Origin of the sequence: Kribbella sp. NPDC051770 (genome assembly GCF_040681455.1) — a bacterium.
GTDB lineage: Bacteria > Actinomycetota > Actinomycetes > Propionibacteriales > Kribbellaceae > Kribbella.
Window position 1 is genome coordinate 399,059 of sequence record NZ_JBFAYT010000005.1, and the last position, 14,715, is coordinate 413,773.

16 protein-coding genes and 1 riboswitch are annotated in these 14,715 nt (G+C 71.2%); of the genes, 13 read left to right on the forward strand and 3 right to left on the reverse strand.

The window, feature by feature from the left end:
• Positions 1–229 precede the first annotated feature (229 nt).
• Together AB0M01_RS19565 and AB0M01_RS19570 are read right to left on the reverse strand one after the other, a co-directional pair.
• Positions 230–505, reverse strand: a complete 276-nt coding sequence (locus AB0M01_RS19565; RefSeq protein ID WP_363671294.1) for a hypothetical protein — start codon at positions 503–505, stop codon at positions 230–232.
• Positions 502–1,311: a PspA/IM30 family protein gene (locus AB0M01_RS19570; RefSeq protein WP_363671296.1), complete on the reverse strand. Its 810-nt coding sequence runs from the start codon at positions 1,309–1,311 to the stop codon at positions 502–504. The genes AB0M01_RS19565 and AB0M01_RS19570 overlap by 4 nt, the downstream gene beginning before the upstream one ends.
• Positions 1,312–1,478: 167 nt before the next feature.
• On the opposite strand from AB0M01_RS19570, the gene AB0M01_RS19575 reads away from it, so the two are divergent.
• The 8 genes from AB0M01_RS19575 to AB0M01_RS19610 all read left to right on the forward strand — a co-directional run bounded on the left by AB0M01_RS19575 (position 1,479) and on the right by AB0M01_RS19610 (position 9,280).
• On the forward strand, positions 1,479–2,069 hold the full coding sequence (locus AB0M01_RS19575; protein ID WP_363671298.1) for a DUF3043 domain-containing protein: 591 nt from the start codon (positions 1,479–1,481) through the stop codon (positions 2,067–2,069).
• A gap of 4 nt (positions 2,070–2,073) precedes the next feature.
• Positions 2,074–3,441 (forward strand): hypothetical protein, encoded by a 1,368-nt coding sequence (locus AB0M01_RS19580; RefSeq protein WP_363671300.1) that lies wholly within the window; start codon positions 2,074–2,076, stop codon positions 3,439–3,441.
• Between the two features lie 46 nt (positions 3,442–3,487).
• A complete protein-coding gene (locus AB0M01_RS19585) occupies positions 3,488–4,501 on the forward strand; it encodes an aldo/keto reductase family protein (protein ID WP_363671302.1) in 1,014 nt (337 codons plus the stop codon).
• On the forward strand, positions 4,498–4,707 hold the full coding sequence (locus tag AB0M01_RS19590) for a hypothetical protein (protein ID WP_363671304.1): 210 nt from the start codon (positions 4,498–4,500) through the stop codon (positions 4,705–4,707). The genes AB0M01_RS19585 and AB0M01_RS19590 overlap by 4 nt, the downstream gene beginning before the upstream one ends.
• Before the next feature lie 104 nt (positions 4,708–4,811).
• A riboswitch (cobalamin riboswitch) is annotated at positions 4,812–4,890 on the forward strand.
• A 116-nt stretch (positions 4,891–5,006) separates the two neighbouring features.
• Complete coding sequence (locus AB0M01_RS19595) at positions 5,007–5,747, forward strand: SCO2322 family protein (RefSeq protein ID WP_363671306.1); 741 nt, start codon at positions 5,007–5,009, stop codon at positions 5,745–5,747.
• A gap of 4 nt (positions 5,748–5,751) precedes the next feature.
• Complete coding sequence (locus AB0M01_RS19600) at positions 5,752–6,849, forward strand: energy-coupling factor transporter transmembrane component T (RefSeq protein ID WP_363671308.1); 1,098 nt, start codon at positions 5,752–5,754, stop codon at positions 6,847–6,849.
• Positions 6,846–8,486 (forward strand): ATP-binding cassette domain-containing protein, encoded by a 1,641-nt coding sequence (locus tag AB0M01_RS19605; protein ID WP_363671310.1) that lies wholly within the window; start codon positions 6,846–6,848, stop codon positions 8,484–8,486. Before AB0M01_RS19600 ends, AB0M01_RS19605 begins: the two co-directional genes overlap by 4 nt.
• On the forward strand, positions 8,483–9,280 hold the full coding sequence (locus AB0M01_RS19610; RefSeq protein WP_363671312.1) for an ECF transporter S component: 798 nt from the start codon (positions 8,483–8,485) through the stop codon (positions 9,278–9,280). Before AB0M01_RS19605 ends, AB0M01_RS19610 begins: the two co-directional genes overlap by 4 nt.
• 4 nt (positions 9,281–9,284) lie before the next feature.
• Here the strand turns inward: AB0M01_RS19610 and AB0M01_RS19615 are convergent, their stop codons facing one another.
• Positions 9,285–9,818, reverse strand: a complete 534-nt coding sequence (locus AB0M01_RS19615; protein WP_363671314.1) for a hypothetical protein — start codon at positions 9,816–9,818, stop codon at positions 9,285–9,287.
• Between the two features lie 109 nt (positions 9,819–9,927).
• Here AB0M01_RS19615 and AB0M01_RS19620 point away from each other — a divergent pair, with 109 nt between their 5' ends.
• The 5 genes from AB0M01_RS19620 to AB0M01_RS19640 all read left to right on the forward strand — a co-directional run bounded on the left by AB0M01_RS19620 (position 9,928) and on the right by AB0M01_RS19640 (position 14,681).
• The gene (locus AB0M01_RS19620) at positions 9,928–10,476 is read left to right on the forward strand and encodes a helix-turn-helix domain-containing protein (protein WP_363671316.1); all 549 of its coding nucleotides are present in this window, start codon (positions 9,928–9,930) and stop codon (positions 10,474–10,476) included.
• Positions 10,469–11,170 carry a bifunctional adenosylcobinamide kinase/adenosylcobinamide-phosphate guanylyltransferase gene (locus tag AB0M01_RS19625; RefSeq protein ID WP_363671318.1) on the forward strand — a complete coding sequence of 234 codons (702 nt, stop codon included), beginning with the start codon at positions 10,469–10,471 and terminating at the stop codon, positions 11,168–11,170. Before AB0M01_RS19620 ends, AB0M01_RS19625 begins: the two co-directional genes overlap by 8 nt.
• Positions 11,171–11,186: 16 nt before the next feature.
• Positions 11,187–12,065 (forward strand): adenosylcobinamide-GDP ribazoletransferase, encoded by an 879-nt coding sequence (locus tag AB0M01_RS19630; RefSeq protein WP_363671320.1) that lies wholly within the window; start codon positions 11,187–11,189, stop codon positions 12,063–12,065.
• Between the two features lie 199 nt (positions 12,066–12,264).
• A complete protein-coding gene (locus tag AB0M01_RS19635; RefSeq protein WP_363671322.1) occupies positions 12,265–13,440 on the forward strand; it encodes an ROK family transcriptional regulator in 1,176 nt (391 codons plus the stop codon).
• 164 nt (positions 13,441–13,604) lie between these two features.
• Positions 13,605–14,681: a sugar ABC transporter substrate-binding protein gene (locus AB0M01_RS19640; protein ID WP_363671324.1), complete on the forward strand. Its 1,077-nt coding sequence runs from the start codon at positions 13,605–13,607 to the stop codon at positions 14,679–14,681.
• The last annotated feature ends 34 nt before the right edge of the window (positions 14,682–14,715 follow it).

Here is a 14,715-nt window from a genome sequence, read left to right on the forward strand (position 1 = left end):
CCCGGTTCCCCCCGGTGCGGTTTGCCGCATGTTCGCCGCCTGGTCGGCGGCGGTTCAGCTGAGAGTACTACGCGTGACCGCTCTCGAACAGCACATCCGGCGAGTGATCGTTCCAAGATGAACCGCAGGCAACGCAAAAGGGCCGACCCGGGCAGGTCGGCCCTCTTCACGCATGGTCACACTCGGTGGCGGTCCGCCAGGAGGGGAACCCGGACCGGCACCGCAGGAGTCAGCCGGCGATCAGGCCGTCGCCGCTGATCAGCTCGCGCATCTCGGCCAGCGTGCTGTCGTCCGGCGGCAGGATCGCGTCGGAGTCGTGCAGCTCGTCGTCCGGCACCCGCTCGCCGCCGCGGACGAACTCCAGCAGCGCCGTGAACGCGGACTGGAACGCGGCCTCGTCACCGGCCGAGACGGCCTTCTCCAGGTCGGCGTCGACCGCGTTCAGCTGCTCGAGCTTGTCGTCGGCGAGCCGGTACTGGCCCTCACCCATGATGCGAACGATCATCGAACGTCTCCGTCCTGCGGTCGAACCGGCTCGGCCTGCTGGACCGGCTGCTGGGCCGGCTGCGCCCCGCCGGGGGCGTCCTGGGACAGCTGCTTGGGCGCCTCGGACCCGCCGATCTGCGCCTTCATCGCGGCCAGCTCGCTCTCGACGTCGGAGTTCGACGACATCCGCTCCAGCTCGAGGGTGATGCTGTCCTTGCTGGTCCCGGTGGCGTCGTCGAGCGCGCCGGAGGCCAGCAGCTCGTCGATCGCGCCCGCGCGGGCCTGCATCTGCTGGGTCTTGTCCTCGGCCCGCTGGACCGCCAGACCGACGTCGCTCATCTCCTCGGAGATGCCGGAGAAGGCCTCGTTGATCCGGGTCTGCGCCTCGGCCGCGGTGTAGGTGGCCTTGATGGTCTCCTTGCGGGTCCGGAACGACTCGACCTTGGCCTGCAGCCGCTGCGAGGCCAGCGTGAGCTTCTCCTCCTCACCCTGCAGCTGGGCGTGCTGGGCGGTCAGGTCGTCGATCTGGCCCTGCAGGCCGGACTTGCGGGTCAGGGCCTCGCGGGCGAGGTCCTCCCGGCCCATCGAGAGCGCCTTCTGGGCCTGCTCCTGCAGCTTGGACGACTGGGCCTGCAGCTGCGAAGCCTGCAGCTCCACCCGCTTCCGGCTGGTGGCCACGTCGGCCACACCACGGCGTACCTTCTGCAGCAGCTCGAGCTGCTTCTGGTACGAGTAGTCAAGGGTTTCGCGAGGATCCTCGGCCTTGTCCAAGGCGGTGTTCGCCTTGGCCTTGAAGATCGTCGACATCCGCTTGAAGATGCTCATCGATATCCGTACCCCTTCTGTGCCGGAGAGTGGACCCGGCGTGCGTGTCATCCACCCTATGTCCCCATGGGTCACGACACCATCAGGACCGGCCCCGATAAACTGGCCCGATCCTCCGGGGACCACCCCGAGATCCCTTGACGCAGCCCGAATGAGGTCCAGGTCCCGTGTTTCGCCGTAGCAAGTCCGAGACAACCCCCGAGCCCGCCGCCGCGGAGCCCCAGGGCAAGGTCGGGGGCAAGGGCCGCCCGACCCCGACCCGGCGCGAGGCCGAGGCCTCCCGCAAGGCCGCGCTGAAGAAGCCGCGCAACCGCAAGGAGGCGGCGGCGTACCGGCGCGAGAAGATGCGCACCGAGCGGGCCAAGATGCAGGACGCGATGAAGACCGGCGACGACCGGTACCTGCCGGCCGCCGACAAGGGCCCGGTCCGCCGGTTCGCCCGCGACTACGTCGACGCCCGCTGGTCGGTGATGGAGTTCGCGCTGCCGGTGCTGCTGGTGATCTCGCTGCTCGGCGTCGTCTTCTCCGGCGTGTTCACCTGGCTGCCCGGGCTGGTGAACCTGCTGTTCCTGGTGATGATCGCCTGCATCGGCGCCGACTGGTTCTTCCTGTCGAGCGGGCTGAAGCGCGCGATCGCGAAGAAGTTCCCGAACGAGGGGACCCGCGGGATCGGGTTCTACGCCGTCCGCCGGACGATGCAGATGCGGCGCTGGCGGCTGCCCAAGCCGATGGTGGCCCGCGGCGAGAAGCCGGCCTGAGCCGTTGCCGCCCCGCCCCCGGCTGACCGGCTCGCCCGTCCTGGGTGAGCTGTACGACGCCGCGCTGCACAACCTGCTCGACGTGAACGTCACCGCCACCGGATACGTGCGCGCCGGCGGCGGGTACGAGGACCCGTGGACGCGGGACGCGGCGATCAACTGCTGGAACGCCGCCAGTCTGCTCGCGCCGGACGTGGCCCGGGCGACGCTGCTGAAGGTCTGCGAGCCCGGCGGGGGCGCCGACGCTGGACAGCCGCCCGGTGCGGGCTGGGTGGTCGCCCAGGACAACCAGTGGTGGGACCAGATCATCTGGGTGATCGGCGCGTGGCAGCACGTGGTCGTCACCGGCGACCGGGAGTTCGCCGCGGCGGCGTACGAGATCGGGCGGGCATCGCTGGCGATCCTCGACCGGGAGCGCTTCGACCCGGCGACCGGGCTGTACCGCGGGCCGGCGCTGATGCAGGACGGGATCAGCGGGCTGCCGTCGTACGAGGAAGTGGAGTCGTCGGACGAGCAAGGCGGGTCGTTCGTGCTCGACTACCCCGGTACGGCGGAGCTGCGGTGCCTGTCGACCAACGCGGTCTACGTCCGGGCGCTGCGCTGCCTGGCGCTGCTGGGCGACGAGCCCCTGTTCGACCGCCGGGCCGACGTACTGACCGACGCGATCAACCTGCACCTCTGGGACCCGGCCAGAGGTCTGTACGGCTATTTCCTGGGCCCGGACGGCCTCGACCCGCACCAGGAGACCGCCGGGCTCGCGCTGGCCGTCGACTTCGGCATCGCCGGGCCGTCGCGCACCCGTCAGATCCTCGAGAGCGCCCACCGCGAGCCGTACGGCATGGTCAACGTCTGGCCCCACTTCGACCGGTACGACGCCGACCGCCCCGGCCGCCACAACGCGATCTGCTGGCCGATGGTGATGGGCCTGTGGGGCGCTGCCGCCGCCTCCGCCGGCGACGTCCAGGCCTTCGGCCAGACCCTCGACGACCTGACCCGCCTCTTCCACGGCTCCGGTGACGAGCTGTTCGAGCTCTACAACGCGGTGACCGGCGCCGTCGACGGCGGCTGGCAGGTGGGCCGCCAGTGGGAGTCCCTCCCCCACCAGACCTGGTCCGCCACGGCGTACCTCCGGCTGATCCACGAGTCCCTCTTCGGCCTCCACTTCACCCCCGACGGCATCACCGTCCGCCCGACAGTCCCGGAAGGCTCAGGCGACCTCCACCTGACCGCCCTCCCCTACCGCTCCGCCACCCTCGACCTCACCCTCACCGGCTCGGGCACCACAGCCGCCGTACACCTCGACGGCCAACCGGTCACCGTCGTACCGGCCGGCCTCACCGGTCACCACACGCTGGTGATCGACGTCCACTGACCGGCTCGGCGAGCGGCTGTCCGCCGGTGGAAGTAGGGTCGGACCCATGGACTTTCGGTATCTCGGAAACAGTGGACTGAAGGTCAGCGAGATCTCGTACGGGAACTGGCTGACGCACGGGTCGCAGGTGGAGAACGAGCAGGCGAAGGCTTGTGTGAAGGCGGCGCTGGAGGCCGGGATCACCACCTTCGACACCGCGGACACGTACGCGAACACCGCGGCGGAGAGTGTGCTCGGGGAGGCTCTGGAGGGGCAGCGGCGCGAATCGCTGGAGATCCTCACCAAGGTGTACTGGCCGACCGGGCCGATGGGGCCGAACGACACCGGGCTGTCGCGCAAGCACATCCAGGAGTCGATCAACGCGTCGCTGAAGCGGCTGAAGACCGACTACGTGGACGTGTACCAGGCGCACCGGTTCGACACCGAGACGCCGCTGGAGGAGACGATGGAGGCCTTCGCCGACGTCGTCCGGCAGGGCAAGGCGCTCTACATCGGTACGTCGGAGTGGACCGCCGACCAGCTCCGTGAGGGCCACCGGCTGGCCCGCGAGCTGCGGATCCCGCTGGTCTCCAACCAGCCGCAGTACAACATGCTCTGGCGGGTCATCGAGGCCGAGGTCGTCCCGGCGTCGGAGGAGCTCGGGATCGGGCAGGTCGTGTTCTCCCCGATCGCGCAGGGAGTGCTGACCGGGAAGTACAAGCCGGGTCAGCAGCCGCCGGAGGGCTCGCGCGCGACCGACACCAAGGGCGGCGCGAACATGATCAGCCGCTGGCTCAAGGACGACGTGCTGGAGCGGGTCCAGGAGCTGCAGCCGATCGCCGACGAGGCCGGTCTGAGCCTGTCGCAGCTGGGCGTGGCCTGGGTGCTGCAGAACCCGAACGTCTCCTCGGCGATCATCGGCGCTTCCCGCCCCGAGCAGGTCGGCGAGAACGTCAAGGCGGCCGGGGTGAAGCTCGAGGACGGGCTGCTGAAGCGGATCGACGAAGCGCTCGGCAACGTCGTCGAGCGCGACCCGGGCAAGACCGCGCAGAACGCGCCGCAGACCCGGCCGGGCTCGTGAGCTGGACGTGGCGGTACGAGACCGCCGCCGGTGAGCCGGCCGACCCGGGCGACCTGGGCACCGGGGACTTCTCGGCCCAGGGCGACGCGGAGAGCTGGCTGGGCGAGATCTGGCGCGAGCTGGCCGACCAGGGCGTCGCGCAGGTCTACCTGCTCGAGGACGGGCGTGAGGTCTACGGCCCGATGAGCCTGGCCGCGCAGGAGTAGGTAAGCAAGAACACAGCGCCGCTCTTCTCCCCAGCAGACTCGGGAGAAGGGCGGCGCTGCGTGTGAGCAGGATAAGCTGCGGCCGAACCACTGCTGTGCCGCAGGGAAGCCGGTCCGACGCCGGCGCTGACCCGCAACCGTAGGCCGCACCCGGACTCGCCGGGCGGCGGTGAGCCGGAACACTGCGTCCAGGCAGCAGGCTCACCGACCCGCCGAGGACCGCGGGAGGAGCCGGCCCCGTGTTCGCCGCGGTGGCGCCTCTCCTCTCGCTGGGCTCTCGGCCCGACCGAGGACACGAGATGACTGCACACCGGACCCTGCGACTGGTCCTCAGCCTGCTGGCGGGTCTCCTGCTGGCGGGGACCGTCACCACGACCGCTGCCCAAGCTGCTCCGACCGAGAACGGCTACCGGTTCTGGGGCTACTACCAGTGGACCAACGGCCAGTGGGCGTTCGCGCAGAAGGGCGCTGACCAGATCGTCCCGGCCGACGGTTCGGTCGAGGGCTGGCGGTACGCCGTCGGCGGCGCCAAGCCGCGCGTCCCCCGGGCCGCCGGCGACTTCGCCACCATCTGCGGCGCGACCCCGGCCGAGACCGGCAAGAAGCGCGTCGCCCTCGTCGTCGACCCCGGTACGCCGGCCGACTCCGAGTCGGGTGTCGCTCCGCCGCCGCCCACCGGGACCTGCATCGTCACCGACGCCAAGGCGAACGGCGCGAAGGTGCTGGCCGCGACCGGCCCGGTCCGGATCGAGAAGGGCCTGACCTGCGGCATCGCCGGCTACCCGGCGACCGGCTGCGGCACCGCGGTGAAGGACATCAAGGTCCCGGCCACCGACGCGCCGGTCACGCTGGAGATCGGCCCGGCGATCGGCTCGGCCGCCACCCCGACCCCGGCGCCGAACCCGACCAACGCGGCGCAGCCGCCGACGGCCGAGGACGACGGCGGCGCTCCGGTGACCGGCATCGTGGTCGCGGCGGTCGTCGTACTGCTGCTGGCCGGTGGCGGATTCGTGCTGGCTCGCCGGCGTACGCAGAGCTGATCAGGTGCGCGCGGTCCACCACCTGACTCTCCCCCGGGCTCTGCACCCGGGGGCGTGGTGGTTGTGGGCCCTCGGCCTGGCCGTCGCCGCCAGCAGGACGCGCAACCCGGTGCTGCTCGTCCTGATCCTGGCGGTGGCCGGCTTCGTCGTGGCCGCGCGCCGCAGCGACGCCCCCTGGGCCAACAGCTACCTGGCGTTCCTGAAGCTCGGTCTGGTGGTGATCGGCGTCCGCGTCGTCCTGCAGGCGCTGCTCTCCACCCGCTCCCAGGGCAACACACTGCTCTTCACCCTCCCGCAGATCCCGCTGCCCGACTGGGCCAACGGCGTGAAGCTCGGCGGCGAGGTGACGGCCGAGGCCCTGGTCACTGCCCTGTACGACGGCGGCCAGCTCGCCGTCATGCTGTGCTGCATCGGCGCCGCCAACGCGCTCGCCAGTCCCCGCCGCCTGCTGAAGTCGTTGCCGGGGGCCCTCTACGAGATGGGCGTCGCCTGCGTGGTCGCGCTGACCTTCGCGCCGCAGCTGGTCACCGATGCCCGCCGGATCCGTGGCGCTCGCCGCCTCCGCGGCCGCACCCGCGGCTCCTTCCGTACGACGGCCATGCCGGTCCTGGAAGGCGCCCTGGACCGCTCGGTCGAGCTGGCCGCGGCCATGGACTCCCGAGGCTACGGCCGTACGGCGCACGTCCCGCGCCGCCAGCGCCGGATCACCGGCGCCTCCGTCCTGCTCGGGCTCCTGGGCATCATGCTCGGCGTCTACTCCCTGCTCACCGATGCGATGGCCGCACCCGTTGCTGCAGGCGCGCTGGCGTTCGGCGTACTGCTGGCAATCGGTGCGATGGCTGTCGGGCGACAGCGCGTCACGCGCACCCGCTACCGACCGGACCCGTGGGCGCTGCCGGAGTGGCTCGTCATCGGTTCCGGTGCGCTGGCTGCTGCGGCGCTGATCGTCGCCGCGGCTCGTGGCGTCGAGGGCCTGGTGCTGCCGGGCCCGCTCGTCGTACCGCCGGTGCCGCTGCTGCCGGTGATCGGCATCCTGATCGGCCTGGCCCCGGCGGTCGCCGCTCCTCCCCTGACCCGACGACGTGAGCTGGTGCCCGCATGATCGAGTTCGACCGGGTCACCGTCACGTACGACGGCGCCGACGCGCCGGCGCTGCGGGACGTGAGCTTCACCGTGCCCGAGGGCGAGCTGGCGCTGGTGATCGGCCGGACCGGCTCCGGCAAGTCCACGCTGCTGCGGGCGATCAACGGGCTGGTCCCGCACTTCACCGGCGGCACGCTGTCCGGCCGGGTGCTGGTGGACGGCCGCGACACCAAGGACTACCGGCCGCGCGACCTGGCCGACGTGGTCGGCATCGTCGGGCAGGACCCGATGGCCGGGTTCGTCACCGACACGGTCGAGGACGAGCTGGCGTACAGCATGGAGTCGCTGGGCGTCGCTGCGGACGTGATGCGCCGCCGGGTCGAGGAGACGCTCGACCTGCTGGGGCTGGCCGACGTACGGGACCGGCCGCTGACCGCGCTGTCCGGTGGGCAGCGGCAGCGGACGGCTATCGGCGCTGCGCTGACCTCACACCCTGCGGTGCTCGTGCTGGACGAGCCGACGTCGGCGCTGGACCCGCAGGCCGCTGAGGAGGTGCTGGCCGCGCTGCAGCGGCTGGTGCACGACCTGGGCGTGACGGTGGTGATGGCAGAGCACCGGCTCGAGCGGGTGATCCAGTACGCCGACCGGGTCGTGGAGATCTCAGGCGCGGTGTCCACCGGCCTGCCGGACCTGGGGAGATCCGGTGCTGTGTCCACCGGGCTTCCGGCCGACGTCATGGTCAGCGCACCGGTCGCTCCGCCCGTGGTGGAGCTGGGGCGGCTCGCTGGGTGGTCGCCACTGCCGCTGTCGGTGCGGGACGCGCGCCGGGCGGCCGGCGTACTGCGGGAGCGGCTGGGCGACCACCGGCCGGCTCCGCGCGTCGCCGCGATCGGCGAAGAGCTTGCCCGGTGCAACGATCTCGTCGTGAGCTACGGGAGCGTGCCGGCGCTGCGTGGGGTGTCGCTGGAGCTGCGGGCCGGTGAGGTGGTCGCGCTGATGGGCCGCAACGGCGCCGGGAAGTCCACACTGCTCAACGCACTGGTGGGGCTCGTGCAGCCGCGCTCCGGGAGTGTGGTGGCGGCAGGGATCGACCCACGGCGTACGAAGCCGAAGCAGCTGGTCAAGGCCGTCGGACTGGTGCCGCAGGAGCCTGCTGACCTGCTGTACGCGCCGACAGTGGCTGAGGAGTGCGCTGGTGCCGACAGCGACTTCCGGGTCGCGGCTGGCAAGTGCCGGGCGCTGCTGGAGCGGCTGGCGCCTGACATCGACGACCAGCTGCACCCGCGCGACCTGTCGGAGGGACAGCGGCTGTGCTTGGCGCTGGCCGTCGTACTGTGTGGGGCTCCTCCCCTGCTGTTGCTGGACGAGCCGACGCGTGGTCTGGACTACGGCGCGAAGCGGCGGCTGGTGGAGATCCTGCGGGAGCTCGCTGCCGACGGGCACGCGGTGGTGCTGTCCACGCACGACGTGGAGATGGTGGCGGAGGTCGCGACCCGGGTGCTGGTGCTGGCTGACGGTGAGCTGGTCAGCGACGGCGAGACCGCGACGGTGATCGCCGGTTCGCCGGCGTTCGCGCCGCAGGTCGCCAAGATCCTGGCGCCGCTGCCGTTCCTGACCGTTGGTGAAGTCGCCAACGCCCTGGAGAGGGCATCTTGAACCGACTCGTTCGGCTGAAGCCTCGCAGTACGGCGACGCTGCTGCTCGCGTCGCTGGTCGGCGTCCTGGCGTTCGGCTGGCCGTTGATCTGGCAGACCGACCAGGCCGGCGCCTCCGCGCTCGGCCACACCACTGACGCGCCCTGGCTGTTCGTCCTGCTGCTGCCGTTGCTGGTGGCCGTCGTACTGGCTGAGCTGGCCGAGTCGGGCATCGACGCGAAGGTGATCTCCCTGCTCGGCATGCTCGCCGCTGTCGGCGCCGCCCTGCGTGCGCTCGGGCCCGGGACGGCAGGTCTCGAGCCGGGCTTCTTCCTCCTGATTCTGGCCGGCCGAGCGTTCGGCGCCGGCTTCGGCTTCGTACTGGGCGCTGTGTCGCTGCTGGCCGGTGCACTGATCAGCGGCGGCGTCGGGCCGTGGATGCCGTTCCAGATGCTCGCGTGCGCCTGGGTGGGGTGCCTGGCCGGCCTGCTGCCGCGCGCCGGCGGCCGGCTCGAGCTGCTGCTGCTCGCGGCGTACTCGCTGGTCGCCGGCATCCTGTACGGCGTGGTGATGAACCTCTGGTTCTGGCCGTACGCGACCTTCGGCAGCGACTTCTCGTTCATCCCCGGCGACGGCCTGGCCGAGAACCTGCACCGCTACTTCCTGTTCGTGGTCGCCACGTCGCTGGGCTGGGACATCCCGCGAGGCATACTCTGCGCGGTCCTGGTGCTCGCGCTCGGCCGCCCGGTCCTGAAGGCCTTCCGCCGGACCGCCCGGAAGGCCGCCTTCGACGTACCGGTCAGCTTCGAGCGCTGACCGCTCAGCCCCGCAGCCGGAGCGCGGAGACCAGGAAGAAGATGCCGCCGAGGATCGCGTAGCCGCCGACGTTGGCCAGCGACGGGTCGTCGGCGGAGGCCATCAACGCGAACGACGACCCGGCCAGCACCGAGATGCCACCGCTCAGGATCATCGGCCACTGGCCGCCGAGCGCGCGCCGCCGGACCGCCACGACGAGCTGGACCAGCCCGGCGACGATCGCCCAGGCACCCCACACGCGCAGCACCGCCGGAATCCCGGACGCCGCCGCGATCGCCAGGCCGACGGTCGCCAGGGCGCTGATCACGATGTTCGCGAGCAGGACCTGGTTCTTCGAGGAGCGCAGGTCGACCACCGCCGCGGCGACGTCGAAGAGCGGGTAGAGCACGAGCAGCGTCACGCTCAGCGGGCCGAGCTTCGAGGCGCTGACCAGCAGCAGGAGCGCCCAGACGAGGGCGAAGCCGAAGCGGACGAGGTAGAGCCGGCGCAGGGTCGCCGGGACGGCGGGGGCCGCCGAGGGAGAGGTCGCGGTGGTCACGGGGGACTTCCGATCTGTCGAGGTAGACTAACTAGTAACTCTACTCACGATCATGCCCCCGTCAGCCCGCTTCGCGCAACCCAGGAGGAGGCCACGTACGATGCCGACCATGACCGAGCCGGTGCGGGAACGACTGCTCGCGGCCGCCGACGAGCTCTTCTACGCGCACGGGATGCGCGCGGTCAGCGCGGACAAGATCATCGACCGGGTCGGCACCACGAAGGTGACCTTCTACCGGCACTTCCGGACCAAGGACGACCTCGTCGTCGCCTACCTGGAACGGCGCGCGGCCGCCGAGCGCGAAGGCGTCGAGGCGGTGATCGCGGCCTCGGGCGGTGACGCCGAGGCGGGGTTGCGGATGATGTCCGAGGGGCTGCGGACGATGGCCTGCACGGCGGGGTTTCGCGGCTGCCCGTTCATCAACGCCGCCGCGGAGTACGCCGACGCCGAGAGCCCGGTACGGCGAGTGGTCGACTCGCACCGAGCCTGGTGGACGAAGGCGTTCGGGCGGATGGTCGCGCCGCTCGGACTGCCGGACCACAGGGCCGCGGACCTGATGGTGCTGCGCGACGGGGCAATGGTCGCGGGATATCTCGGCGACGCGGACGCTGCGGCGGAGTCGTTCCTGCGGGCGGGGCAGGCGTTGCTTCGTGGCTGAGCTGGTCAGCTCCGGGGACAGCGCGACGGTGGACGGCGTACTGCGACTGTCAGCCGACGGGTTCACGCCGGTCGACGGGTACGACGTCGCCCGAGTGCGGACGGGGAGCGGGCTTCGGTACGACGTACTGACGCCTGCTGGGGAACGGGTTTCGTGGACTGCGCCGGGAGGTGTGGCGCGGACGTTGGTGCTGGGTGGGGCGCGGTCGGGGAAGTCGACCGAGGCCGAGCGGTTGCTCGCCGATGCTCCGGACACGGTTTACGTGGCGACCGGCGGGGACGGGTCGGCGGATCCCGAGTGGGCCGATCGGATCGCGAAGCACCGGGCGCGGCGGCCGGCGTCGTGGGGGTTGGTGGAGACGATCGAGCTGGTGCCGCTGCTCGAGGTGGACGGGCCGCCGTTGCTGATCGACTGCTTGACGTTGTGGCTGGCGCGGACGATGGACGCTTGTGAGATCTGGGAGCATCCGGAGAATCTGCCGGCGGTCGAGCAGCGGATCGACGAGCTGGCGGCGGCGTGGTCGGCGGGGTCGCGGAAGATTGTTGCTGTGAGCAATGAGGTGGGGTCGGGGCTGGTGCCGGCCGATGCGGGGACCAGGTTGTTCCGGGACTTGATGGGGCGCTTGAACGCGACGATCTCCAGGGAGTCCGATCTGGTGCTGTGGTGTGTCGCCGGCCGGACGATCGCATTGTGAGTGGGAGGGCGTCGGGATGCTTGACGGGTTGCGGCTCGCGTTCGGGACACTGACCATCCTCCCCACTCCGACGCCTCGGCGGGTGGATCGGGCGGTGGCCGGTGGGGCGATGCTGCTCGCGCCGGTGGCCGGCGTGGTGATCGGCGGACTGACGGCGGCAGTTGTCGCGGCCGCTCAGGCTCTGCAGCCGGAGGCCGACCTGCTGGCCGCCGTACTGGGTGTGGTCGCGTTGTGCGTGCTCTCCGGCGCGCTGCACCTCGACGGGCTCGCCGACACCGCCGACGCGTTCGGGAGCCGGCGCGACCGCGAGACCAAGCTGCGGATCATGAAGCAGAGCGACATCGGCCCGTTCGGGGTGGTCGCGATCGCCGCCGTCCTGCTGATCGACGTCACCGCGCTCACCACCTGCCTCCAGGCCGGCTTCGGCTGGCAGGCGATCCTCGTCGCCACCGTCGCGAGCCGGCTCACCCTCCCCTGGTCCTGCCGCACCGGCGTCCCGTCCGCCCGCCCCGACGGCCTCGGCGCCATGGTCGCCACCACCGTCCGCCCGTACGCCGCCACGCTCGTCACCGTCGCAGCCTCGGCACTGCTCGTGGCCCTCGCTTGGCTCACCGTCCCGGCCGCGGACGAGCCCTCCGCAGGCATCCTCCGCGGCGCTCATCAAGCTGCACCCGGTCCCGACGTCTTCACGTTCGGCATCGCCGAGGACCCCGCGGTTGCCACCTGGCCGATCATCGCCGGCATCGCGCTCGCGCTGCTGCTCTGCGTCATGCTCGCCTTGGCCGCCACCCGTCGAGCCGTAACCGCTCTCGGCGGCATCACCGGCGACACCCTCGGCGCGACCGTCGAGCTCGCCGTACCGCTGGCCCTGCTCGTTCTCGCGTTCACTGTCTGAGGCATTCCGGGCACACCCGGTAGTACCCGTTGGAACGTTCAGAGGGTTCACCCCCGCCGGGACTGGTGGTGCATTAGTGTCACGGCGGACGTCCTGACGGGCAGGACTACGCGTAACGGCGAGGACACATGGCGATCACGGTCGGGCCGAGGATCAGCATTCCGGCGACGGAATCCCTCCGATCCGTTATCTTTATGTAATGAACGCAACCCGCCCGGCACCTGGCTCACAGGCTTCGCTCCGCGAAGCCAACCGTGAGCGTGTTCTGGGGGTTGTCCGGCAGCACGGTCCGCTCACCCAGGTCGAGATCGCCGCCGCCTCCGGACTGTCCGCCGCCACGGTGTCCAACATGGTCAAGGAGCTCGACCAGGCCGGCCTGGTCGGGGTCTCCCCCAGCATCCGCAACGGCCGTCGCGCCGTCCTGGTGTCGCTCGCCTCCGGTGGCGGCCTGCTCGCCGGGGTCGCGTTCGGCGAGCGTGACGTCCGGGTCGCGATCGCCTCGGAGAGCCGCGAGATCCTCGCCGAGCAGCTGATGCCACTGCAAGCCGACCACGTCGCCGACGACGGGATGGAACGCGCCGCGCGGCTGCTGGCCGACCTGGCCGAGACCGTCGGCCAGGGCGTCGAGGACATCGGCGCGATCGGGTTCGGGCTGCCGACGCCGGTCGACTCGGTCAGTGGCGAGGCCGGGTCGGACGCCGTACTGCCGGGCTGGCGCGGGGTGAACGTCGCGGCCGCGATGGCCGGGTACCTGCGGGCGCCCGTCGTACTGGACAACACGGCGAACCTCGCCGCGCTGGGTGAACTGCGGGCCGGGGCGCTGCGCGACGTGCAGCACGGGTGCTACATCAAGTTCTCGTACGGCGTGGGCGCGGGGATCGTGCTCGGTGGCGAGGTGTTCCGCGGCTCGGCCGGGACGGCGGGCGAGATCGGGCACCTGACGATCGACGAGAACGGCCCGATCTGCCGCTGCGGCAACCGCGGCTGCCTGGACACCTTCGTCGGGTCCCGCGCGCTGCTCAGCTCGATCGCCGCCTCGCACGGCCCGCTGCGGCTGCGGGACGTGATCACCCGCGCGCTCGGCGGCGACCTCGGCTGCCGGCGGGTGATCGAGGACGCCGGACGCCGGGTCGGCGTCGCCGTCGCGGGCCTGGTCAACCTGTTCAACCCCGAGGTGATCGTCGTCGGGGGCAAGATGGCCGAGGCCGGCGACCTGATCATGGCGCCGCTGCGCGAGGCCCTGGACCGCTGCGCGATCCCGAGCGCGGCGGCGACGGTGGAGCTGCGCCCCGCCGAACTGGGCGACGCAGCCGACGTACTCGGAGCCATCGAACTGGCTTCGGTGCTCAGTCACGCCCGCGTAGCCCGCGCGTAACGCACCGCACGCGCTCGATCTCGTCGCGGTGAACGCTCTCACGTCGTACGGCATCGCTGTGACAACGATATTTCTATTTCTTGAATTCAAGGCTTGACGACAACCCGTCAGAGGGCTTGACTCTGCTCAGGCCTACTCGGGCCCTCACGTCAAGGAGTCACCAGATGTCCGTTTCACCAACTCGTCTCGTCGGCCTCGGTATCGCCGTGTCGGCCCTGGCTGTGTCGCTGGTCGCCTGTGGATCGGACGACGGCGGCTCCGACTCGGCCGGCGGCTCGGGCGGCAAGAAGGTCGCCCTGCTCCTCCCGGAGTCGAAGACCACCCGGTACGAGGCCCTCGACCGGCCGCTGTTCACCGAGGCCCTGAAGGCCGCCTGCGCCGACTGCGAGCTGATCTACAGCAACGCCGACCAGGACGCCGCCAAGCAGCAGACCCAGGCCGAGGCCGCCCTCACCCAGGGCGCCAACGTGCTGGTCCTGGACCCGGTCGACGGCAAGGCCGCCGCCGCGGTCGTCGCCTCGGCCAAGGGCCAGAACGTGCCGGTGATCGCGTACGACCGGTTCATCGAGGGCGCCAACTTCTACGTCTCGTTCGACAACGAGACGGTCGGCAAGCTGCAGGCCCAGACCCTGGTCGACACCCTGAAGGCGGCCGGCAAGACCACCGGCAACCTGGCCATGATCAACGGCGCCCCGACCGACCCGAACGCGGCCGACTTCAAGAAGGGCGCGCACAGCGTGCTCGACAGCTCCGGCTACAAGGTCGCCGCCGAGTTCGACACCCCGGACTGGAGCCCGGACAAGGCGCAGGCCTGGATGGAAGGCCAGCTGAGCGCGATCAAGAACGGCCTGGTCGGCGTGTACGCCGCCAACGACGGCACCGCGGGCGGTGCGATCGCGGCCCTCAAGGGCGGCGGTGTGAACCCGCTCCCGCCGGTCACCGGCCAGGACTCCGAGCTGGCCGCGATCCAGCGGATCGTCGCCGGCGACCAGGCGATGACCATCTACAAGGCGGTCAAGCCGCAGGCCGAGGCCGCCGCGAAGGCCGCCGTCGCGCTGGCCGGTGGCGGCAAGGCCGAGTCGACCGGTGACTTCAAGGGCGTCCCGTCGACGATCCTCGACCCGATCGCCGTCACCAAGGCCAACATCAACGACACTGTGGTCAAGGACGGCATCTACAAGGTGACCGACATCTGCACCGCGTCGTTCGCGACCGCCTGCACGGCCGCCGGCCTCAAGTAAGGCAGCCACACCCTGGTGGCACCCCCGGCGCTGA